Source organism: Paraburkholderia sprentiae WSM5005 (genome assembly GCF_001865575.2).
GTDB classification, from domain to species: domain Bacteria; phylum Pseudomonadota; class Gammaproteobacteria; order Burkholderiales; family Burkholderiaceae; genus Paraburkholderia; species Paraburkholderia sprentiae.
Window position 1 is genome coordinate 3184777 of the sequence record NZ_CP017561.2, and the last position, 23521, is coordinate 3208297.

At 58.7% G+C, this 23521-nt stretch carries 14 protein-coding genes and 3 pseudogenes; 5 read left to right on the plus strand and 12 right to left on the minus strand.

Annotated features, from left to right (window positions below; translation table 11 throughout):
• Positions 1–66: 66 nt before the first annotated feature.
• From BJG93_RS14485 to BJG93_RS14515, 7 genes are all read right to left on the minus strand, one after another.
• Positions 67–1893: a tetratricopeptide repeat protein gene (locus BJG93_RS14485; RefSeq protein WP_027198954.1), complete on the minus strand. Its 1827-nt coding sequence runs from the start codon at positions 1891–1893 to the stop codon at positions 67–69.
• Positions 1890–2759 carry a peptidylprolyl isomerase gene (locus tag BJG93_RS14490; RefSeq protein ID WP_051374437.1) on the minus strand — a complete coding sequence of 290 codons (870 nt, stop codon included), beginning with the start codon at positions 2757–2759 and terminating at the stop codon, positions 1890–1892. The genes BJG93_RS14485 and BJG93_RS14490 overlap by 4 nt, the downstream gene beginning before the upstream one ends.
• 35 nt (positions 2760–2794) lie before the next feature.
• Positions 2795–3913 carry a DUF2827 domain-containing protein gene (locus BJG93_RS14495; RefSeq protein ID WP_027198956.1) on the minus strand — a complete coding sequence of 373 codons (1119 nt, stop codon included), beginning with the start codon at positions 3911–3913 and terminating at the stop codon, positions 2795–2797.
• A gap of 36 nt (positions 3914–3949) precedes the next feature.
• Positions 3950–5053 carry a DUF2827 domain-containing protein gene (locus tag BJG93_RS14500; RefSeq protein WP_027198957.1) on the minus strand — a complete coding sequence of 368 codons (1104 nt, stop codon included), beginning with the start codon at positions 5051–5053 and terminating at the stop codon, positions 3950–3952.
• The gene (locus BJG93_RS14505) at positions 5050–6189 is read right to left on the minus strand and encodes a DUF2827 family protein (RefSeq protein WP_027198958.1); all 1140 of its coding nucleotides are present in this window, start codon (positions 6187–6189) and stop codon (positions 5050–5052) included. Before BJG93_RS14505 ends, BJG93_RS14500 begins: the two co-directional genes overlap by 4 nt.
• Positions 6190–6252: 63 nt before the next feature.
• On the minus strand, positions 6253–6726 hold the full coding sequence (locus tag BJG93_RS14510) for an OmpA family protein (protein ID WP_231337404.1): 474 nt from the start codon (positions 6724–6726) through the stop codon (positions 6253–6255).
• A 338-nt stretch (positions 6727–7064) separates the two neighbouring features.
• Positions 7065–7796 (minus strand): YadA family autotransporter adhesin, encoded by a 732-nt coding sequence (locus BJG93_RS14515; RefSeq protein WP_231337405.1) that lies wholly within the window; start codon positions 7794–7796, stop codon positions 7065–7067.
• Here BJG93_RS14515 and BJG93_RS14520 point away from each other — a divergent pair.
• Positions 7780–9483, plus strand: coding sequence for a hypothetical protein (locus BJG93_RS14520; protein ID WP_071336580.1), 1704 nt, complete (start codon positions 7780–7782; stop codon positions 9481–9483). The genes BJG93_RS14515 and BJG93_RS14520 overlap by 17 nt on opposite strands.
• 8 nt (positions 9484–9491) lie before the next feature.
• Here the strand turns inward: BJG93_RS14520 and BJG93_RS36420 are convergent.
• Positions 9492–12881, minus strand: a pseudogene (locus BJG93_RS36420) (beta strand repeat-containing protein); the annotation flags it as partial.
• Positions 12882–13139: 258 nt separating this feature from the next.
• Positions 13140–17642: pseudogene (locus BJG93_RS36425) on the minus strand (beta strand repeat-containing protein); the annotation flags it as partial.
• A 22-nt stretch (positions 17643–17664) separates the two neighbouring features.
• Here BJG93_RS36425 and BJG93_RS36700 point away from each other — a divergent pair.
• Positions 17665–17919 (plus strand): hypothetical protein, encoded by a 255-nt coding sequence (locus tag BJG93_RS36700; RefSeq protein WP_154671862.1) that lies wholly within the window; start codon positions 17665–17667, stop codon positions 17917–17919.
• Here BJG93_RS36700 and BJG93_RS36705 read toward each other — a convergent pair.
• The 3 genes and pseudogenes from BJG93_RS36705 to BJG93_RS14575 all read right to left on the minus strand — a co-directional run.
• A pseudogene (locus BJG93_RS36705) lies at positions 17820–19403 on the minus strand (ESPR-type extended signal peptide-containing protein); the annotation flags it as partial. The gene BJG93_RS36700 and the pseudogene BJG93_RS36705 sit on opposite strands and share 100 nt — an antisense overlap.
• Positions 19404–19480: 77 nt before the next feature.
• Complete coding sequence (locus tag BJG93_RS14570; protein WP_027198965.1) at positions 19481–20263, minus strand: EAL domain-containing protein; 783 nt, start codon at positions 20261–20263, stop codon at positions 19481–19483.
• A gap of 289 nt (positions 20264–20552) precedes the next feature.
• A complete protein-coding gene (locus BJG93_RS14575) occupies positions 20553–20711 on the minus strand; it encodes a hypothetical protein (protein WP_154671863.1) in 159 nt (52 codons plus the stop codon).
• Positions 20712–20860: 149 nt separating this feature from the next.
• Between BJG93_RS14575 and BJG93_RS14580 the strand changes: the two genes are divergently transcribed.
• The 3 genes from BJG93_RS14580 to trpD all read left to right on the plus strand — a co-directional run bounded on the left by BJG93_RS14580 (position 20861) and on the right by trpD (position 23505).
• Complete coding sequence (locus tag BJG93_RS14580; protein ID WP_034479721.1) at positions 20861–21220, plus strand: helix-turn-helix domain-containing protein; 360 nt, start codon at positions 20861–20863, stop codon at positions 21218–21220.
• A 616-nt stretch (positions 21221–21836) separates the two neighbouring features.
• Positions 21837–22454 carry an aminodeoxychorismate/anthranilate synthase component II gene (locus tag BJG93_RS14585; protein WP_027198966.1) on the plus strand — a complete coding sequence of 206 codons (618 nt, stop codon included), beginning with the start codon at positions 21837–21839 and terminating at the stop codon, positions 22452–22454.
• Between the two features lie 19 nt (positions 22455–22473).
• Positions 22474–23505, plus strand: coding sequence for an anthranilate phosphoribosyltransferase (gene trpD / locus BJG93_RS14590; protein WP_027198967.1), 1032 nt, complete (start codon positions 22474–22476; stop codon positions 23503–23505).
• The last annotated feature ends 16 nt before the right edge of the window (positions 23506–23521 follow it).

Here is a 23521-nt window from a genome sequence, read left to right on the forward strand (position 1 = left end):
GCGCGATCTTTTGACGAACAATATCGTCAGCACAGGTGCTCAACGCTTGCGAAAGATTTATCCGTTTCAATGAAGGCTCCCCATTGCATTTTCCGTCTGCTCAACCTGCGTTTGGTGATTGAACGCAAGCACGGCGAGATCGCGCGCGAGCGCTTCGAATACCGGTGCCCAATCGCCGTACGTGGATTGCCGGTAAAGCCGCGTTTGCGGATACCACGGACTGTCAGTGCGTTCCGTCATCCATATCCAGTGCGGATTGACGTCGAGCTGGACCCACGTAGGCACGCCCAGACCGCCCGCCAGATGCGCAATCGAGGTGCACACTGTCATGACGAGATCGAGGCCGCTGACGACCGCCGCGGTGTCATCGAATGACGAGAATTCCGGAGTCGGATCAACGACAGCGAGGCCGGAATCCCGCAAACGCTGCACCTCGGCCTGCGCATCCATCTGCAAATTCACAAAGGTCACATTTCCGATGCCTGCGAACGCGCGGGCGTAATCCATCGGATCGACCGAACGCAGGCCGTTGCGCTGATGCGTTTTGCTGCCGCTCCATGCGATGCCCACGCGCAGCTTTCTATCGCGCGACAAGCCGGGCAGCGTTGGGCGCTGAACTTTTTTCGGGTCGGCCTTCAGGTACGGTTGACCGGGCAAATCTTTGAGCGTGACACCGAGCACCAAAGGCAGACTGGCTATAGGCAAATGAAAATCGAACGCCGGCAGCGGGCGCAGATCGTGAGGAACAATCGTCTGTACCGCGTCGCCCAAGCTGCGTGCGAAAAGCGTTTGCAGGCTGCTGAAACAGCAATAGACCAGCTTTCCACCCTGCTGCTTCACGTACTCAGCGACAGCAGGCACGAAACGCACGAACTGCAACGCATCGCCGTGCCCCTGCTCGCCCCACACAAAAAGTGTTTTACCGCCGAGCGATTCGCCGTTCCAACGAGGCGCCGGAATATTCGGCACGACATCGCGCAACTCGGGCGAACCGCTCCAACGCGCCTCATGATTTCGCCAACCATTTTCGTAGTCGCCGAGCAGTAATTGCAGCATCGCGACAGTCCACACAATCGAAGCATTGTCGGGCTGCAGGCTCAACGCGCGCTGCGCAATCTGCAGCGCAGTCGGAAACTGTTGGAATTCACGCAGCACATACGAGTACGTCTGCAATGCGCTGATGTAATTCGGCGCAAGCGCGCATGCCCGTTCGGCCGCGACAAGACTGTCATTGATCTTGCGCGTTTTGAGCAGCACAGATGCAAGATTGGTCCAGGCCAGGGCGTGGTCCGGATCGTCGGCAATCGTTGCCTCGAACAGTTCGCGCGCCTCTTCGAACCGGTTCAATTCGAGGTGTGCAGCGCCCATGTTATTGCGCAGCATCGGCAAGTGCGGATTTAGGTTCGCCGCGTGCTGATATGCATCGAGCGCCTGCGCATGGCGACGTTCCTGCTGATGCGCGAGCCCAAGCCGGAACCAGTTTCCTGCGTCCGCCGCAAAATTCCGACAAAGGATGACGGCGACTTCTGCCGCGTCGTTCGTGCGCCCCAGGCGCGAGGCCGAATCAAACCAGTCGATCAGCCAGCCGTCACCGCGTGCCCCTGTCGTCCACGCGCGACGGAACCAATCCTGTGCGCCGGCATCGTCACCGAGCCGAACCGCAAGACGTGCGCGCTCGACAAGCGCATCCACATTTGCGGGTTCGACGCTCAGTGCCTTTTCGAGCAAGCCCTGTGCTTCGACGAGTCGAGCGCGCAGGATCAGCAAACGGCTGCATGCGACGAGCACACGCGGTTCTGCCGATTCCATCGCGCGATGGGTGTCGAGCAACCGTGACGCGCCGATAAGATCGCTGCGGGTGATTTGCATTTCTACTTCTGCGAGCCATTTCATTGCGACGCGCTCCGGAACGCTTGTTGCGGACGGATGACCGCTTTTTCGGCTAGCCGACTGACCAATCCGGCGAAAGCGTCATCGTTCTTTTTGCCTTGCATCGTTCTGCGCATCGACTCACGTGCTTCGTCGTAAGTCGGAATCACCGTATCGCGTCGATCGTCGAGCCGCGCAACCATGTAGCTGTCGCCGACACGAACCGGCGCGCGCGTGATTTCACCGGTTTTCAGCGTCGTGATAACGTGCGCCAGCGGGACCGGCACCCCCTGCGTATGGCCGTCTGTGATGGGAGTCTTGAAACTGACCCAGGATGTTTGCGCCGCGCTCGTCTGCGCACGTGCCGCGACCTGGGCGAACGACTCGCCATTCTGGAGCAGCATCAGCGCAAATCGTGCTGTCGGCTCGTCCGCAAAAGTCATCTGGCTGACCTGATACTGGTACGGGCCAAGCTCGCTGACGATTGCGTCGTAGCGTTCGCGCACTTGCGCATCCGTGACCGCTTCAGCGGATAGGTGCCGCGCAACGTAAAGGCGATTTTCGGTATCCACTTTCGCTTTTTGCATCGCGGCGCGAACCGATTCGGTGTTGCCCAGGCCTTCACGCTCCGCGGCCTGACGAAGCAATTCGCGCGCGACGAGTCCCTGCAAAATTTCCGGCCGCGCCGATTCCTGACGGCCGATCATGGCTTCGTACAGTTCGGCACGATGCACGGCCACGCCATTCACAGACGCCACGACATCGTCAGTGTCCGGCAGAGCCGCCGGCACCGACGGCTTAACGGCGAGCGCCACCGGCATATGCAGTGCAGCTGCGACCATCGCCAGAAACGTGAAGCCCGTCACGCGTGAGATACGTACGTTTTGCATGTGTGTTTTCCTCATGTGTGTGGTTCGTTTGTTGGTTAGGCCGCGACGAGCGCCGCGAGCAATTCGTCGTAACGGGCAATAAGCGGTTCGTGCGTCGCGAGAAAAGGCTTGATCGCTGCGCGCTGACGCACGCGGTAGCTTTCCCAGTCGCCGTTATGGTTTTCAATCGCGTGCACGAGCTTCTGCGTGCCTGCATCCAGATCGCTTTGCGGGTAGTAGTAGCCGACGTCCTTGCACAGATGCGCGTTGTGCACGAGCGCATAGCCGTTCCAGCAGGCGTCGAAATAGAAATAGTTGAGCGCGAGGCCCCATTGATGCGAGACAACGACGTCCGTGTGTTCGGCGAGAAACTGCGGCGTGTCGTGACGGCCAACGAAGCTGACCTTGCTATCGCGCACCAGGTCCAGGTAATGTGCGATGCCGACAAATTCCGGACAGGTGCGCGCAAGGTGTTCAGCGTTCGTCACATGCACGTAGCCGAGTTTCTCGCCGACCTGCCGATAGGCGCTTTCCGCGATCAGCAGCGGGTTCAGACAGAACTTCAGCACGTCGATGTTCGGTTCCATGATCGATATGCGCGCCGGCCCTTTGCGTGGCCTGTACTCGCCTGCGAACGGCATGCCCTTCGTGCGCATCGCGAGACACATCGGGTCCCACACGAAAGGCACAGGGACGACTTTCTGACGCCTCAGTACGCCGAGGAAACCCGCGCTCGTTTCCATCACCTGGGGAATGACCCAGACTTGATCGTAGTGCTGGTTGATGAAGACGTGATCGGTCAGACGCCGACCAAAAATCATCGCCTCGGTCATCTGCACGTATTCAGGCCCGCAGCAATAGCTGACGATCTTCGTGTTACGGCTCTTGAGATAGGCAGTCTGCTCGTTGCTGATCTGCCCGCCCAGCTCGATCAGCACATCGAGGCGGTCTTTTGCATCCTCGAACGCACGTGTCGGAAAGCGTTTCAGATCCCAAGGCAGCGCGGAAGTAACGGCCACATTCGTCGTGTTGACGAGCGTCACCTCGTGATGCAGCGGCGAATGCTGAAACAGCTTGCTCAAATACAGCGCGTTCTGCTTGATGCCGTTGACCCACAAGCTTTCGGCTTCGTGGTGAAGCCCAATCGTGATACCGATTCGTAGTTTTCGATTCATGGATTCCCTCCGGTATTTTTTATAAGGTCAGGTCGGTCAGCCGCTCACGACCGCCGCAATTGCCGCGCTGTACTGTTCGACATTGGCGGGGCCAAGTGGATCGAGCGTCGTCAGAAAGGCGCGCGCTTTCGCGCGATAGTCCTCGAGCGTGGCGTCATGAAGGGCAAACGCTTCGCGCAGCGCCAACGCCCCGCCTTCGCAATCGAAATCCGCATATCTGTATCCGCAGCCGCCGAGCAGATCCGAGTTATGCACGAGCGGATAGCCACCATGCAGTGCCTCGTAATAGACGTAGTTCTGCGTGTTTTCCCACGTGTGCGACACGATCGCATCGGCCTGCTGCGTGAGAATCTCGTGGACGGGCAAACGCGGCTCGAATGTCGCGCGGCCCTGCGTGACCAGATCGAGGCTGCGCGCAAAGCCGACGAACTGCGCATCGCTTTTCAGTTGCAGTGTGTTGAACACCCGCAGGTATTCAATGAAATGCGGCTGTTGACGGTGCGCGAGATCCGCAAGCAGCATCGGGATATGCGACGTCTTGACCATGCAGATATTCGGCTCGAGCACAGCAAGCCGCCAACGCGATCGACCCGGCTCGTAGCCGAATGCCGCGGTTGCTGAACGCTCGACGAGCGCCGGACTCCACAGGTGCTGCATCGCCTTGACGGGCGCGCGCAGTGCGGTTTCGTAGTAGCTCGCACAGGTTTTTTCGAACGCGGGCAATGTCCAGATCGCGCTATACGGGGTGCCCGACACGAGCATTCCATGCGGCAAGCCAAACATCATTCGCTCGATGTCGATGACGTAATCATTCGCAACCCGCATGCCGATGACATGACCGCCCTTCTCGCGAAAGCTGCGCGCCCAATCGGGATTGAGTTGCGCGCTCAGTTCGATTACCACATCGAGCTTCTCGCGCGCCGCGTCCAGATCGATGACCGGCACGGGTGCGAACTCGAGAAAATGCGCCGACGCTGCCGGATCGCCATCGCCGCCGTTGACCAGATAAGCGGCTTCGACATTCGGTGCGTGCTTGAGCAGCATCGCCAGGAAATAGCAGTTCTGAAAAATGCCGTTTTCCCAAATGGATTGCTGCCCGTTGCGCAGATAAATCGTCACGCCGACTTTCAGCTTTTTCATGCTGCCATCCCCGACTTTTTGCCGGTCAGGGCAAGCAACCGCCGCGCGTAGGCTGAGATGTTTGCCGGTTCGCGCGGTGACAGCGAAGCGAGGAAGCTACGTGTACGCTGCAAGTAATACTTATGATGCGTGTCGTGCTGGCGGGCGCGAAGGAGTTGAGCCGCTCCGGTCTCGATGTCGGAATCCGGATAGTAGTAGCCGTATCCTTCGAGCCACGGCGAGTTGTGGATCAGCGGATAGCCGCCGTACAGCGCATCGAGATACAGAATGTTCTGGTCGTTCTGCCAATGATGCGCGATCACGGCATCCGCATGCTGACTCATAAAGCCCGCAAAGTCGTGCCGGCCGTCGAGCCGTACGCGTTCCTGCCGGTGCAAATCCATCGAGCCGAGCAGAAACGAAAACGACGGATGGTCGCGCATCTGCACGCTGTTCAACAGGTGCAGTGATTTGACGGCATCCGGCTCCGCGCGGAAGGCAGCTTCGCCGATCAGCATCGGTATGACGCAGCATTTGACGACTGAAATGTTCGGCTCGAATACGGCCACCCGCAGACTACGACGCACCGATTCGCCAAGAGCAGACCGCGATTGGTAGCCGAATTTCAGGCCCACTTGTTCGACCGCCGCGATTCGCTGTTCGATGAATGTGCTGTCCCACAGAAACGGCACTTCGAAAACCGGGCAGCGATGCAGCGTGCGCAACATCGGCATCAGCGCGCGATCCTTCCCGAGTACCCAGATTTCATCGCAGCGCGTAGCGCGCGAGAAATAGCCGTCCCGCTGAAATACGCTTGGCTCGATCAGGCCCACATAGGGCTGTCCGCAGCAGAAGAACACCACCTTTTTGCCTTGTGCCCTCGCGTAGTCGAGCCATTCGACATCGAGGCCACCGCCCATTTCAACGATCACGTCCGGCAGTTCGGCCAGATCGCGCGGCGCGACGAGCGGCACACCCTGGGCGAGGGCTTCAGCTTCTGGCGGCAAGCGTGGCTGATCGCCGCAGTTCAGCAGCACGATCTCTTTCACAAACGGCAGCCCGCGCAGCAGTTGCACGAAGTAAAAGATGTTCTGGCCTAAGCCGTTTTCCCATATGCTCTGCCCCTCGTGCGTGAGCACGGAAATCCCGATTTTCATTTCCCGTTTCCCTCTTTTTTGTTTGTTGGTCTCTTCGCGCTGAAACCTGTTCGTCCAGCTTTTTTATTCGAGCGTGATATCGACGCGTCGGTTTTTCGCACGGCCCTCTACCGTGGCATTGCTCGCAACCGGACTGCTTTCTCCGTAGCCGCGCACGTCGAATTTCTGCGCCTTCAAACCGTGCTCGCGCAGATACGTCGCCACCGCCTGCGCCCGCCGTTCAGACAGCGCCTGGTTGTGTTCGACGGAGCCGGTCGAATCGGTGTATCCGTTGATCGTGATCGCCCGGAAAACGGTTCCGTTTGCAGCTTCGATCAGAACGTTGAGCCTTTCGCGCGCATCAGCTTTCAGCGTCGATTTATCGGTGTCGAAATTCGCGTCACTGTCCAGCGTGATGCGTTTCGGCGGAGCGGCCGGCGCGACAACTGGCGCGGGAGCCGGTGCAGGCTTCGCTACGACAGGCTGCGCAGGTTGCGTCGGGGTGGCGCATTGAAAGGTCAATACGCGCACGTCACGCGGGTTTTGATCGTCGCCCAACGGCGCAACCTGTTCGATAGGCTGCACCTGCTTCTGGCCGCAGATTTCGTTCGCCTGCGCAAAGCAGGTGCTTTGCCCTTCAAAAAGCCCGTGGCAATCGACGCGGTACGCCTGTTGACCGTTCGGCATGCCGACCCGATATGCATTCCAGGTCGGACCCTGCGCTGTCGAACAGGCCGCGAGCAACGCGGTTGCGAAAGCAACAAGCAGAAGTTTTGCTGACATTTTTTCCTCGTCTTAATCGGCTTTTTTCTGCGCGGGACGGACCTCGTGAGATCCATCCCGTGCACGTTTGAACGCGTCACCGCGCAGATGGACGCTTTACGCGTAAGCAGGCGTTACCACTGGTACGACACACCCGCACCGTATGAAGTCCCGGCACTGCTGATGCCCACGCCGCCCCGAACCTTCAGGTTGTTGGTAATGCGCGCGGTAAAGCCGATTGCTGTCGCACCGTATCCCTGATAGCCCGCCCCGCCGATTCCGACCGCCAGCGTCTTGCCTTGATCGACATCCGGAATCATCGTGAGAGCCGTAGCCGCAGCAATGCCGCCGTATGCCTTGCGCGCGACGGTATTGATGCTGTTGTTCAGGCTGTTCTGCACGCCTTGCAGTTGCGACATGTTCACGCCATCAGTCGGATTGACACCCGGTGCAACGTTCGTCAGTCGCCGTTCGTTGCCTTCCGATCCAATCGATACCGTGTTCGCCTCGCTTGCGACCGAATTCGTCCCAAGTGCAACGGAATTGGGCGCGCTTGCTACCGCACCCGCGCCAAGCGCGGTTGCATTCGTCCCCGATGCAGTCGAACCCACGCCAACAGCGGTCGTATTCGTTCCGGTTGCGTTGGCGTTGTAGCCAAGCGCCGTTGCCGCGCTTCCGGCAGCATTGGCCTTATCGCCGTAGGCCGAAGCATTCGCCCCCCCGGCAGTGGCGTTCGCGCCAACAGCGACGGCATTGAAGCCTGTTGCACCGTCGTTGTTGTAGTTCCCGCCCTGCACGCCGTCATCGTTGATGCTCACGTAATGCTGCGGCTTCAGGTTCGTGATCGCCGTGGACAACGAAGACACGTTGGTGTCGGTCGTGGACAGGCCGGTCGAAAGCGAACTGATTGCGCTCGTCGCAGTAGACAAACCAGTCGAAGTCGACGTGCTCAACGAACTGAGACCCGTCGAAGTCGACGTGCTGAGCGACGACAGCCCGGTCGAAAGCGAACTCGTTGCCGTGGACAGCGAACTCGTTGCAGTCGAGCTCGACGTGCTCAGCGAATCGACGCTGCTCGACACAGTCGACAGTCCGGTACTCAGGCTCGACATGCCGGTGCTGGTCGACGTGCTGAGCGACGACATGCCGGTGCTCAAACTCGAAAGTCCGGTGCTCGTCGACGTGCTCAACGACGAGAGTGCAGTCGACGTCGAAGTCGAGAGCGACGAAACACCCGTGCTCAAGCTGCCGATGCCGGTGCTAGTCGACGTGCTCAACGAAGAAAGTCCAGTGCTCAGCGACGACACGCCGGTACTCAAGCTGCTGATGCCCGTCGAAGTCGACGTGCTCAGCGAGTCGATACCGCTCGTCGCGGTGGACAGACCCGTCGAAAGCGAACTCAGGCCGGTCGACAAGGAGCCGATGCCGGTTGACGTCGACGTACTGAGCGAATCGACGCTGCTCGTGACCGTGGACAATCCGGTCGATGTCGACGTGCTCAGCGAATCAACGCTGCTTGTCACGGTGGACAGGCCCGTACTGAGGCTCGAAATTCCGGTGCTGGTCGAAGTCGAGAGCGACGACACACCCGTACTGAGGCTGGAAATGCCTGTGCTCAGGCTTGATACAGCCGTCGATGTGGACGTGCTCAGTGACGAAATGCCGGTACTGAGACTGCTAATGCCGGTCGAAGTCGATGTGGACAAGGACGAAACGCCGGTACTCAGACTGGACACCGCTGTCGATGTCGACGTGCTGAGCGAATCGACGCTGCTCGTCACGGTCGAAAGACCCGTACTCAGACTCGACACAGCCGTTGAGGTGGACGTGCTCAACGAAGAGACGCCCGTGCTCAAGCTGCTGATGCCCGTCGATGTCGAAGTCGAAAGGCTCGACACGCCCGTGCTCAAACTGGACAGGCCTGTCGAAGTCGATGTGCTCAGCGAGGAAATCGCCGTGGATGTCGAGCTGCTCAGCGACGAAACGCCTGTGCTCAGGGACGAAAGACCCGTCGACAGCGAACTCACGCCCGTGGACAAAGAACTGATGCCCGTCGAAGTCGACGTGCTCAACGAATCCACGCTGCTCGTTACAGTGGACAGTCCCGTCGAAAGCGACGATACGCCAGTGCTCAACGAACTGAGGCCCGTGGATGTCGAAGTGCTGAGCGACGACAGACCGGTACTCGTGGAGGTCGACAGCGAACCGATTGCCGTGGATGTCGACGTGCTCAACGAATCCACATTGCTGACGACCGTCGACAGGCCCGTGCTCAAACTCGAGATTCCCGTCGACGCGCTGGTGCTCAATGAGCTGAGACCTGTGCTCGTCGAAGTGGACAACGACGACAAACCTGTCGATGTGGACGTGCTCAACGAGTCCACATTGCTGACGACCGTCGAAAGACCCGTGCTCAGCGACGACAGGCCAGTCGAAGTCGATGTCGAGAGCGACGAAACGCCCGTGCTCAGACTCGATACAGCCGTCGAAGTCGATGTCGACAGCGAGACGATTCCCGTGCTCGTGGACGTGCTCAGTGTGTCGATCGCCTGATTCGTTTGATAAAGCTGCGAACCATTAATTGCGTCCGTGCTCGATGCAGTAACCTGACCGGCTGCAACGTTTGTCACCTGGCGTTCCGAACCCGGCGCACCGACACTGACTACGCCGACAGGGTTTGCACCGGCGAATTGATACGTTGCGCCGCCGATAACTGCGCTCGGAGTCGGATGCGAAACATCCGTGAGCGAACCTGCGCCAAGTGCAACCGAATTATCGTTTGCAGCATTCGCGCCGTCGCCAATCGCAACGCTACTTGCGCCCGCTGCCGTGGCGTTCGTGCCTGCCGCAATTGCGTTCAGTCCGGTCGCGCCGTCGTTGTCGTAGTTGCCTTGCTGCACGCCGTTATCGTTGACGCTGTAGTAATGCGTCTTTGCGGCTTCGATTGCAGTCGAAGTCGATGTGGACAAAGAACTGATGCCAGTCGAAGTCGAAGTGCTCAACGACGACACGCCGGTACTGAGGGACGACACGCCAGTCGACAGCGAGCCGACATTGCTCGTCACGGTAGAAAGACCCGTGCTTGTCGACATGCTCAACGAAGAAATATCGCTGACCGCAGTCGAAAGGCCGGTCGAAAGCGAACTTGCGACAGTCGAAGCCGAAGTCGAGAGCGAAGAAATTCCCGTCGATGCAGAAGTGCTTAGGGACGACACGCCCGTCGAAAGGGAACTTACGCCCGTGCTCAACGAACCGATGTTGCTCGTCACGGTAGAGAAGCCTGTTGATGTCGACGCGCTCAACGACGAAATTCCGGTCGAAAGCGACGACACACCGGTACTCAAAGATGCAACGCCGCTCGTGACGGTGCTCAGGCCCGTCGACGTCGAAGTCGAGAGAGACGAAACGCCCGTCGAAAGAGACGACACGCCGGTACTCAAGGATGCGACGCCGCTCGTCACGGTGCTGAGGCCCGTCGATGCGCTCGTGCTGAGCGAATCAACGCTACTCGTGACCGTAGACAGACCGGTCGAAGCAGACGTGCTGAGCGACGACAGGCCGGTACTTGCCGAAGTGGACAGCGAAGCCACATTGCTATCCGTTGTCGACAGTCCCGTGCTCAGGCTGGAAATCCCGGCCGAAGTCGAAGTGCTCAACGAAGTAACGTTGCTCGTGACCGTCGAAAGACCCGTCGATGCCGATGTGCTGAGCGACGAAATTCCCGTGCTCAACGAACCGATACCGCTCGTTACCGTGGACAAACCGGTACTCGTGGACGCGGACAGCGAATCAACGCTGCTTGCGACCGTGGATACACTTGCGCTGACGCTCGAAATGCCGGTCGATGTCGAAGTCGAGAGCGACGAAATTCCCGTGCTCAGCGAACCGATGCTGCTTGTAGCGCCCGAAATTCCGGTGCTCAAACTCGATACCGCCGCCGACGTCGAAGTCGAAAGCGAACCGACGTTGCTCGCCACCGTGGACAGACCTGTCGAAGCGGACGTGCTCAGCGAAGAAATGCCCGTGCTGAGTGAGCCGATGCCACTCGTCACCGTCGACAGTCCGGTACTCGTGGAAGTCGAAAGCGACGAAATACCCGTACTCAGCGAAGAAACCGCAGTGCTCGTGGACGTGCTGACCGCATCGATTGCCGTGTTCGTCGCGTACAGTTGCGATCCATTAATCGCATCCGTGCTGTTTTGCGTGACCTGGCCTGCGGCGACATTCGTAACCTGACGTTCGGCATTCGGAGCGCCGACGCTAACGACACTCGACGGATTTTCACCTGCATATTGATACGTCGCACCACCGACCGTGCCGCTTGCAGTCGGATGCGAAACGTCCGTGATGGAGCCCGAACCCAAAGCCACATCGCCGGTATTTTTCGCAACAGCGCGCGAACCAATCGCCACGGAATTTTCGCCTGTCGCATTCGCCGTATTGCCGACTGCAACGCCTGCTGCACCCGCTGCGGTTGCGCCCACGCCTGCCGCAAGTGCATTTACACCGGTTGCGCCGTCATTTTCATAATTCGCGCCCTGGACGCCGTTGTCGTTGACGCTGTAATAGTGCGTCTTGCTCGCCGAAATCGCTGTAGACAGCGAACTCGTTGCACTGGACAGGCCGGTCGACAGCGAGCCGATGCCGCTCGTCACGGTTGAAAGACCCGTGGACGTGGATGCGGATACCGAACTGATCCCGCTCGTGATCGTGGACAAGCTAGCCGAAGTTGCTGTGCTCAGCGACGACAGACCGGTACTTGCGGAAGTCGAAAGGCTGGAAATTCCCGTCGATGCCGAAGTGCTAAGCGACGACACGCCGGTCGAGAGTGAGCTGACGCCCGTGCTCAACGAAGCCACATTGCTCGCGACCGTCGAAAGCCCAGTGCTCGTCGAAGCGCTCAACGAAGAAATACCAGTGCTCGCGGAAGTCGAGAGCGACGATACGCCGGTCGAAAGGGACGACACGCCAGTGCTCAAAGACGATACGCCGGTGCTGAGGCTAGAAATCCCTGTCGAAGCGGAAGTGCTCAGGCTCGATACACCTGTGCTCAACGACGACATTCCCGTCGATGCCGAAGTGCTAAGCGAGGAAATTCCCGTCGAGAGCGAGGAAACGCCAGTGCTCAAAGACGATACGCCGGTCGAAAGCGAAGAGACACCCGTGCTCAACGAGGAAACGCCCGTGCTGAGGCTCGAAACTGCCGTGCTCGTGCTCGTGGACAGCGACGATACGCCGGTGCTCAGGCTTGAAATACCGGTCGAGGTCGAGGTCGAGAGCGCTTCAACCGCGAGGTTCGTTGCATTCAGTTGCGAGCCGTTAATCGCGTCTGTGCTGCTCGCGTTGACCTGGCCTGCTGCAACGTTTGTGATCTGGCGCTCCAGACCCTTCGTGCCGACGCTTACAACACCCGTGGGGTTCGCGCCTGCGTATTGGTATGTGTTGCCACCGATTGTGCCGCTTGAAGTTGCAACAGCATTTTTCGTCGAAGCGCCGTTGCCGAGCGCAACAGAATTTGCAGTCGATGCGCTTGCGCCATTTCCGATAGCGATTGAATTTTGCGTTTTCGCCTGCGCGTTGCCGCCAAACGCCATTGCGCCGTCGGTCGAAGCAACCGCGCCGCTGCCGACTGCAACCGAATTGTTCCCGGATGTGATTGCACCGTTACCAATAGCTGCATCGCCATCGCCGGATGCCGTTGCGCCGTGGCCCAAGGCAGTCGAATCGTTACCGCTCGAAACCGAATTCTGACCGACTGCTACGCCGCCGACACCGTTTGCTTGTGCACTGTTTCCGACTGCAACTGCGCCATCACCAAGCGCACTCGTGTTGTAGCCGATTGCAGCCGATGCATTTCCTTGCGCATTGGCGTTTACGCCCGCAGCGATTGCATTTACGCCGCTTGCGCCGTCGTTGTTGTAATTGCCTCCCTGAACGCCGTTGTCGTTCACGCTGTAGTAGTGCGTTTTGCTTGCGGAAATCGCAGTAGACAGCGAGCTTGCTGCCGTCGAAGCCGAAGTGCTCAGCGACGAAACGCCCGTGCTGAGACTACCGACGCCCGTCGAAAGTGAACCGATGCCAGTCGATGCGCTCGTGCTCAGCGATGCGATATTGCTAATCGCACCCGACAGGCCCGTCGAGAGCGAACTATTCGCCGTCGATATGGACGTGCTCAAAGAGCTGAGGCCGGTGCTCAACGACGATACGCCGGTCGAGAGCGAAGCGACATTGCTTGCGACCGTCGAAACCGAATTCGACAACGAACTGATACCGGTCGAAGCCGAAGTCGAAAGGCTCGATACGCCCGTCGAAAGTGAACTCACGCCCGTGGACAGACTAGAAATTCCCGTCGATGCGCTCGTGCTCAATGAGGAAACGCTCGTGCTCAATGACGACACGCCGGTAGACAACGAGCCGACATTACTTGCGACCGTGGACACCGAATTCGACAACGACGAAATCCCGGTCGAAGCGGAAGTGCTGAGCGACGACACGCCGGTGCTCAGCGATGACACGCCGGTCGAAAGTGACGAAGCGACGGTGGACAGGCTAGAAACGCCCGTGCTCAACGACGAAATTCCCGTCGAAGTGCTTGTGGAAAGCGAATCAACAGCTTGATTCGTCGCATTAAGCTGCGAACCATTTACGGCATCCGTGCTGTTTGTATCGAGTCGCCCTGCCGCAACGTTCGTGATCTGACGCTCAGCATTCTTAGCGCCGACACTGACGACACTCGTCGGAGCCGCACCGGCGAAGTCATAGGAATTTCCGCCAATCGTCGCATTCGGAGTCGGATTTGCAGCAGCCGTGCTCGAACCGCTGCCGAGTGCAACGTCCCCTGCATTTGTCGCAACAGCAGACGAACCGAGGGCAATCCCGCCGTCCGCCGCCGCAGTCGAAGTGCTGCCGAGGGCAAGCGAGCCGGTTCCGGTTGCGCTGTTTGAATTACCGACTGCGACCGCGCCTGTTCCATTCGCTGTATTGTTTGCGCCAATCCCGACCGCGCCCGTACCTGAAACCGACCCCGGATCGCCGATTGCAACTGCGCCATCGCCGCTTGCGGTTTGCTGATTTCCGATTGCGACTGCACTACCGTTGAGCGCCTGGGATTTATAGCCCATCGCTACGGAACCAGGACCGGCAGTCGTTGCGACGGTGTTGCTATCGCCGACTGCCACACTCGAATCCGCCAGCGCCTGCGAGTTATAGCCAACTGCCGTTGCATTTGCACCGCCTGCCGATGCAGCGACGCCTGCGGCAATTGCATTGACGCCCGTTGCGCCCTTGTTGTCGTAATTCGTTCCTTGAACGCCGTTGTCGTTCACGCTGTAGTAGTGCGTTTTGTTCGCATCGACAACGGTGCTCAACGACGACACGTTACTGTTCGTCGTTGAAAGACCCGTAGACAGACTGCCGATGCCGGTCGATGCGCTCGTGCTGAGCGACGACAAACCGGTCGATGCGGATGTGCTCAACGAATTCAGCCCGCTGGCGACGGTCGAAATCGAACCCGACAGTTGCGATGCGCCGGTGCTGAGCGAAGAAATGCCGGTCGATGCGGAAGTGCTCAACGACGATACGCCGGTGCTCAGTGATGACACGCCCGTAGACAGCGAACCGACACTACTTGCAACCGTGGACACGGAATTCGACAGCGAACTGATGCCGGTCGAAGCCGACGTGGACAGCGAGGAAACGCCCGTGCTCAGTGACGACACGCCAGTGCTGAGGCTCGACACGCCGGTGCTGAGTGAGGATACGCCCGTGCTCAACGAAGAAACGCCGGTGCTCAGCGACGAAGCGACCGTGGACAGACTGGAAGTGCCCGTCGATGTGCTCGTCGAAAGCGAATCAACCGCGAGATTGGTTGCGTTCAGTTGCGAACCGTTGACTGCATCCGTGCTGTCTGTAGTCAGTTGACCCGCTGCAACGTTCGTGATCTGGCGTTCGGCATTCTTTGCGCCAACACTTACGACGCTTTGCGGGTTCGCACCTGCAAACGCATAGGAATTTCCGCCAATCGTCGCGTTCGGCGTGGGATTTGCGGCGGCAGTTATCGAGCCGCTACCGAGTGCGACGTCACCTGCATTCGTTGCCACAGTAGCCGAACCGAGGGCAATCCCGCCGTCCGCCGCAGCAGTCGAAGTGCTGCCGAGGGCAAGCGAGCCGGTTCCGGTTGCGCTGTTTGAATTGCCCACGGCAACCGCCCCGTTGCCATTCGCCGTGTTGTTTGCGCCGATCGTGACCGCGCCGGTACCGTTTGCGGAACTCGGATCACCAATGGCGACAGCACCATCACCGCTTGCGGTTTGCTGATTTCCGATTGCGACTGCACTACCGTTCAGCACTTGCGAGTTCGAACCCATCGCAACGGAACCTGGACCGGCGGTTGCCGCCACTGTGTTGCTGTCGCCGACCGCCACGCTCGAGGCCGCCAGTGCTTGCGAGTTATAGCCAACTGCCGTTGCGCTTGCACCGCCCGCCGATGCAGCGACACCTGCGGCAATTGCATTGACGCCAGTTGCGCCCTTGTTGTCGTAATTCGTTCCTTGAACGCCGTTGTCGTTCACACTGTAGTAGTGCGTTTTGTTCGCATCGACAACGGTGCTCAGCGACGACACGTTACTGTTCGTCGTTGAAAGACCGGTGGACAAAGAACCGATGCCGGTCGATGCGCTCGTGCTGAGCGACGACAAACCGGTCGACGCGGATGTGCTCAGCGACGAAAGGCCGGTGGACAGCGAACTGTTTACCGTCGATGCGCTCGTGCTCAACGAATCCAGTCCACTCGCGACAGTCGAAATCGATCCCGACAATTGCGATGCGCCAGTACTGAGTGAAGAAATGCCCGTCGATGCGGAAGTCGAGAGCGACGACAGGCCCGTAGAGAGCGAACTTACGCCGGTCGAAAGTGACGACACACCGGTCGAAAGTGACGATACGCCCGTGCTCAAACTAGAAATGCCGGTACTCGTGGACGTGCTGAGCGCATCGACCGCAAGATTTGTTGCGTTCAATTGCGAACCGTTCACGGCGTCTGTGCTGTCTGCGGTGAGCCGACCCGCTGCAACGTTCGTGATTTGACGCTCAGCGTCTTTTGCGCCAACACTCACGACGCTCGCAGGATTTGCGCCTGCGAACGCGTAAGTGTTACCGCCGATGGTGGCGTTCGCTGTCGGATTCGCTGCGCCAGTGACCGAGCCGGAACCGAGCGCGACATCGCCGTCATTTGTGGCAACTGCTTTTGCGCCCACCGCGACAGAATTCGCGCCCGTACTATTTGCTGTGTCGCCCAACGCTACACCGCTCGCGCCTGCTGCTGTAGCGTTCGTGCCGACAGCAATTGCATTTACGCCGCTTGCGCCGTCGTTCGCGTAATTGCCTTGTTGCGTTCCGTTATCGTTGATACTGACGTAGTGTGATTTGCTCGCGGAAACAATAGTGCTGAGCGACGACACATTACTGTTTGTCGTTGACAAGCCAGTCGAAAGCGAACCGATGCCACTCGTCACAGTAGATAAGCCCGTCGAAGTGGACGCGCTCAAAGAGCTAAGGCCGGTGCTTGCCGAAGTCGAAAGACTCGAAATTCCCGTGCTTGCGGAAACGCTCAACGAAGAAAGACCCGTGCTCAGCGACGATACGCCAGTCGATAAGGAACTGACGCCGGTTGATAGCGAACTGATGTTGCTAGTAGCCGTGGACAGGCCCGTAGACAAAGAACTCACGCCCGTTGAAAGCGACGACACGCCAGTGCTGAGGCTCGAAATTCCTGTCGAGGTGCTTGTCGAAAGCGATCCAACAGCCTGGTTCGTGGCGTCAAGCTGCGAACCGTTTACGGCATCGGTCGAACTTGCGTTCAGTCGTCCAGCCGCGACGTTCGTGATTTGTCGTTCAGCACCTTTATCGCCAACGCTGACGACGCTTTTCGGAGCTGCTCCTGCAAAGCTGTACGATTTTCCGCCGATAGTTGCGCTCGAAGTCGGATTCGCTGCCGCAGTCACTGAGCCCGAACCCAAAGCCACATCGCCTGCATTTGTTGCCGTCGCCTTCTGACCAATCGCGACCGAATTCGCTGCTGCGCCGTTCGCTGCATCGCCGAGAGCCACCGCGCTTGCGCCCGCTGCCGTGGTATTTGTACCTACGGCAAGTGCATTTACGCCGCTTGCTCCGTCGTTCGCATAATTACCCTGCGGCGTGCCGTTATCGTTGATGCTCATGTAATGCGAGGGTTTCAGAGTCGAAATCGCCGTAGACAATGAGGACACGTTGCTGTTTGTCGTGGACAGCCCCGTAGACAAAGAACTTACGCCGGTGGACAAACTGGATATGCCGGTACTGAGCGAGGAAATTCCCGTCGAGGTCGAAATCGACAGGTCATTTATGGCGAGATTTGTCGCGTTGAGTTGCGAGCCGTTGATTGCATCCGTGCTCGTGTCACTGATGCGGCCTGCGGCCACGTTGGTGATTTGACGTTCTTTGCCTTTATCGCCAACGCTGACGACGCTCGTCGGCGCGCCCCCGGCATACGTATAGCTCTTGCCGCCAATCGTGCCTGTTGGCGTAGGATTCGCAGCAGCAGTAACTGAGCCGGTTCCCAATGCAACGCTATTCGCGTTCGCAGCGGTTGCGCCCTGTCCGAGTGCCATTGCACTAGCACCCGAAGCGACCGACGCTGCGCCAATTGCTACGGAATTTCCGCCAACAGCCGATGCGGTGTTTCCGAGGGCGATATCATTGACAATCGTTGTGTTGCTGTCGATGCCCGCAACTGAATTGAGTCCTGCTGCAAAGGAAGCGTTGCCGTTTGCTTTAGCGCCCGAGCCCACAGTCACCGCATATGTGCCTGCCGCAAGCGCTGACGCGCCGATTGCCGTGGCGTTCGTGCCTGCTGCCGTGGCGTTCGTGCCGATGACCACCGCATTGATTCCGGTTGCGGCCCCGCCATTAGAAATAGCGACGGAATTCGTGTTGCTGCTGATTGCGCCCTGACCGAGTGCCATCGCGCCCGAACCGCTTGCTGTAGACGATGTACCGACTGCAACCGAATTTCCGCCGACAGCCGAAGCGCCGTTACCGAGCGCGATGTCGTTAGCGATTGTCGTGTCGCCTGCTACGCCTGCAATTGCGTTTGTGCCACCCGAAAATGAATTCGCGCCGTTCGCTAATGCGCCGAAACCGGATGCCATCGATCCGGCACCTGAAGCCGTAGCGTTTTCCCCCAAGGCTGTGGAATCATCGCCGATACTTCTTGCTGTTTTGCCAACGGCAGTGCTGTTTAATCCATCAGCCCCCGCATTACCACCCACTGCTGTTGAGCCAACGCCGGATGCATACGCACCTGTCCCTGCGACGGTTGCGTTTGTACCTGATGCGGTAGCGAACACGCCGACAGCAGTTGCATTCTGGGCTGATGACGTAGAGTAATTACCTAACGCCAATGCTGCGATTGGACCGGACGCTGTAGACTTATTGCCGATGGCCATAGCGCCCTGGCCCGATGCAGTTCCTAGGAACGCAAAAGAATTAAGCCCCTCTGATACCGAATTGATGCCAAGCGCGACAGCCCAATTTGCCGATGCGGTAGCCCCACTCCCAAGAGCAACAGAATTTCCCCCGCTTGCTATCGCGCTTGAACCAATCGCCGTACTTCCGACTCCGGAAGATGTCGCGGCTAAACCGAGCGCCATACTTGCCGAAGCGCCAGCGGACGCCGAGTGACCGAGCGCGACTGTATCCGGGAAGTTCGCCAATGAGGCTAAACCGAGCGCCATACTCGCGCTTCCAGCCGCTGCTGATGCGGCACCGATCGAGACGCTTCCAATCCCGGAAGCGTTTGACCCGTGTCCGACTGCAATAGCATCCGATTGGGTTGCGTTTGAGTTTGAACCGAATGAAAGCGAAAAAGCGCCGCCGGATATTGCGGACGTGCCAATGGCAGTGCTACCGTCGCCTCCCGCAGTCGCGTTCCATCCGATTGCGTCACTGGCATTTCCGCTTGCTTGCGAATTGGAACCCATCGAAATCGCGCCGTTGCCCGTTGCAGCCGCCCCTGTACCGAAAGCAGCAGCACCTAACGTTGACGCCGTTGCAAGATATCCGACCGCTGCCGAATTCTGGCCTGATGCCACTGCATCCCCGCCGATAGCGGTTGCTCCGGCACCGGAAGCCGTGACGCCGCAGCCGACTCCAACAGTCAGCAGCGTTCCGGCTTTCGATGTCTGACTACATCCGGTGCCGGGATACAAAGCCGTTTGTGCTTCAGCCTCATCTGGCGTCATCAGCGAGCCGCCGAACATGACGGTCATTGCGACCGCCATAAGGGTAAGCGGCACGCCATTTATCTGATAAGGCGCATGCGCTGCGTCACTCACAACGCCGCCGCCTGCGCCCTTGCCGTGCGCCGTGTCCAGTTCGGACACAGCGACGTAAGTCCCTAACGATTCATTCCAGATCGTTCGATAACTTGTATTCATTCTCCACCCGCCTTTATCTAAAGGTTTCTCTCAACCAACGGACTTCTGATTAGCTGTCCTAATGTCAACGTGTAAATTTAAGAAGCGATTTGTGTGCGGGCGGCGAGCGCGCTGGAAGTCGAGCAAGCGGAAGCGCTTTTTGGCCCGTCGGAGAAAAGCGCCGTGACGAGTTGGCCTTGCGCCCACTGAGCGCCGCACTCGCGGACGTGCATGATATCGACGGGCTCATCAACGCCTTCCACGACGACCGTCTCGGCTTGTTTTGCTGCGCGGCGTATCAGTTGCGCGAGATGTTCGACGTGCACCCTGCCGTGCCGTGCAGCGGCAGTAAACGATGCATCGATCTTGATGATGTCCGGCGAGCGCACGCCGATGGCAGTTTCGATGCCGAAATCAGCAATCGCGATCTTGCACCCTGCATGCTTGAGGCTTTGCGTGAAACGCTGCACACGTTCATGAGCGTCAAACCAGGCTGCTTCAGGAATTTCGATCACCAGCCGTTCAGCCACGTCCGGCGTTTGTTCGATCAACTGGAAGATTGCTTCCCACACCACATCGGCCACCGAACTCTGAGCGGACACCTCCACGCCGAGCCGCGAGTCTGGTCGTGCGCGCAACGAACTGATGGCCTGCTTGACCACATGTCGGTCAAAAAGACGGATCAGCGAAGCCCGTTCAAGCGCGGGAATGAACTGGACAGGCTGCAATGTGTGGCCGCGCGAATTGAGCACGGATGTTTGACACACGTGATAAAGCACGGATTCGGCGCTCGCGACACTGCACACCGGCTCGCGGTTCAACGTCACGCGCGCATCGAGCATTGCGCTAAATACTTCCCCTGCCACGTCCATGTCGTTCATCTCATTTCTCCGGATTGGTCATTTCCGTACCGTGATCTAGACAGCAAGCGCTTTTGCGAACCTTAAAATGCCGAAACTGATCAACGCTCTTGACGCAAAAATAAAAAGCAGCCGACGGCTTAACGTGACGAAACTCTGTCGGCTAAAGAACCCCCGGTGCGCTGAAGCGAGCACGAGTTACAAGAGCCAATTAAAAAATTCGCTATACGCTGACTGCGCGTGAAAATCCTTCAAGAAATGTCAAGTGTGGGTTTCACGAGACACGATGCAATGCGACCCCGTTAAGTTTTCAAGCGAACAATTGTGAAAGAATAGAAAATTCCATCAGGTCGTCGTACGACCGCTTCCGGTCGTCAGATGACCCTTTTCGTTGTTTCCGTGCGACGGTTTCCGTCATGTCGATGCCTCCGGCATCAAATGTTGCGGTCGGCAGTCGCGGTGTTGCCATCGCCGTCTCGTTAGAGGCAGCGCTCAACGCTGTTGACCCCTTGTACACGCTCGCAATATAACGTAGAAATCATATTATGCAAATAGATGACCTTCCCGGTACGTTGGTAAAAATAGACACTCCCTCTTCCATTGAAGGGAGGAGACGTTTTGAGCAGCACTGCGCAACTCGCGAAGACCATCGGCGAAATCATTGCTGCCCGCCGGAAGGCGCTTGGCATGACCCAGGTCCAACTTGCCGATCTGCTCCAGATCGAGCAGCCCGTTCTGTCACGCATCGAGCGAGGTAGCATGCCAAGTCTTGAACGTCTTGCCGCGATAGCAGAAGTGCTGGAATGTCGGGTCGTTGATTTGCTTGGCGTCAGCGCTACAGGATCGATTGACCGTGCGATGCGCATTCACGATCGATTGGCGAAACTTTCGCCCGATCAGCAGGAAGCGTTTGAAAAGATGATGGACAACGCTTTTACGCTAGTGGAGGCACCGCAGGAGAAAAAGAAGAAAACTTAGCTCGCTCTGAGGGCTTGGAGGGAGCCTAAGCGGGATTTACATCGATTCGCTGAACACATACGCGTGTCGGCATTTACAAAAAAGATATTCACTGAGAAGCAACTAGCCAGTCGTAGCGGTGCCCATTAGCGCACCGCTGCGGCACATATTCAGCCCGTCACGCATTATCAGGCGGCGAATAACTTCCGCAGCCAATGACGCACCCGTTCGGATTGCATGAATCCTAAGAGGGCGATGCACGTCAGGCTCAGGCTCAACATTCAGCCTGCGCGGTTTTAGCGGTCCATCACAAGCGAAGCCACATCGATCCGTTGCGCTGCTGCTGAATTCGCCCAGCACGTCGCCCCGCGGGGATGCAATCGTCGTAGGTTTTCGGCAAAGTTGGTAGCTGGTCTATGCAGCCGGAAATTCGTTCTCGCTGCTAGAATGCAAGTCATGAGACACGGCACCCGATTTCCCTCCCTTCTGCTTTTTGGTTGGCGTTAAGCCATCCAGTTCTTTTTGCACGCCCCGCTGCGGGCAACACTCCTGCACAACCCGTTTAGACATTTCGCTTGGGGCTCCCTTACGCACCCGACAGGAAAGTCTCTCCATCTTCAAGAAGTTAGGAGAAATCATGCTGCTCATGATCGACAACTACGACTCGTTCACCTACAACCTGGTGCAGTACTTCGGCGAACTCGGCGAAGACGTGCGCACCTACCGCAACGACGAAATCACGCTCGATGAAATCGCGAAGCTGAATCCCGAACGTATCTGCCTGTCGCCGGGCCCGAGCAACCCGCAGCACGCGGGCATCACGCTCGACGTGCTGCGCGAATTCGCGGGCAAGACGCCGATTCTCGGCGTGTGCCTCGGCCATCAGGCGATCGGCGAGGCGTTCGGCGGCCGCGTCGTGCGTGCGCAAACCATCATGCACGGCAAGGTCAGTACGATCGAAACCGACTGCAAGGGCGTATTCGAAGACCTGCCGAAGCACTTCACGATAACGCGCTACCACTCGCTCGCGATCGAACGCGAATCGCTGCCCGACTGCCTCGAAGTATCGGCATGGACCGAAGACGGCGAAATCATGGGCGTGCGCCACAAGGAACTCGCCGTGGAAGGCGTGCAGTTTCATCCGGAATCGATCCTGTCCGAACACGGCCACGCGCTGCTCGAAAACTTCGTCAAGCAGTCGAAGCTCGCCGTCGCCGGCAAGGCCTCGCATCACGCGGCGCCGCGCAATGCCTGACACAAGGAGAGACGAGATCATGTCCATTACGCCCCAGGAAGCCTTGCAGCGGACCATCGAGCACCGCGAGATTTTCCACGACGAAATGCTGCACCTGATGCGCCTCATCATGCGCGGCGAGCTTTCGCCCGTGATGTCGGCGGCGATCATCACCGGCTTGCGCGTCAAGAAAGAGACCATCGGCGAAATCACCGCGGCCGCCACCGTGATGCGTGAATTTGCCCGGCACGTCGAGGTGCAGGACAACTCGAACTTCGTGGATATCGTCGGCACCGGCGGCGACGGCGCACACACGTTCAACATTTCGACGGCGACGATGTTCGTGTCGGCCGCGGCAGGCGCGAAGGTCGCGAAGCACGGCAATCGCGGCGTGTCGAGCAAGTCGGGCAGCGCGGACGTGCTCGAAGCGCTCGGCGTCAACATCGATCTGCAACCGGAGCAAGTCGCGGCATCGATTGCGGAAACGGGCATGGGCTTCATGTTCGCGCCGAACCATCATCCGGCGATGAAAAACGTTGCGCCGGTACGCCGCGAACTCGGCGTGCGCACGATCTTCAACATCCTCGGGCCGCTCACCAATCCGGCCGGCGCGCCGAATCAGCTGATGGGCGTGTTCCACCCCGACCTGGTCGGCATTCAGGTACGCGTGATGCAGCGCCTCGGCGCAAAGCATGTGCTCGTCGTGTACGGTATGGACGGTATGGACGAAGTGTCGCTCGGTGGCGCCACGCTGGTCGGCGAGTTGCGCGACGGCGAGATCCGCGAGTACGAAATCCATCCGGAAGACTTCGGCATGCAGATGGTGTCGAACCGCACGCTCAAAGTCGCCGACGCCGGCGAGTCGAAAGTCATGCTGCTCGACGCGCTCAGCAACAAGCCCGGGGTCGCACGCGAAATCGTCACGCTGAACGCCGGCACGGCGCTCTATTCGGCCAACGTCGCGGCCACGATCGCGGACGGCATCGAGCTCGCGCGCGAAGCGATCGCGAGCGGCAAGGCGCGCGCGAAGGTCGACGAACTGGTGCGCTTCACCCAGCAATTCAAGCAGTAATCACGTAGCGAGACAT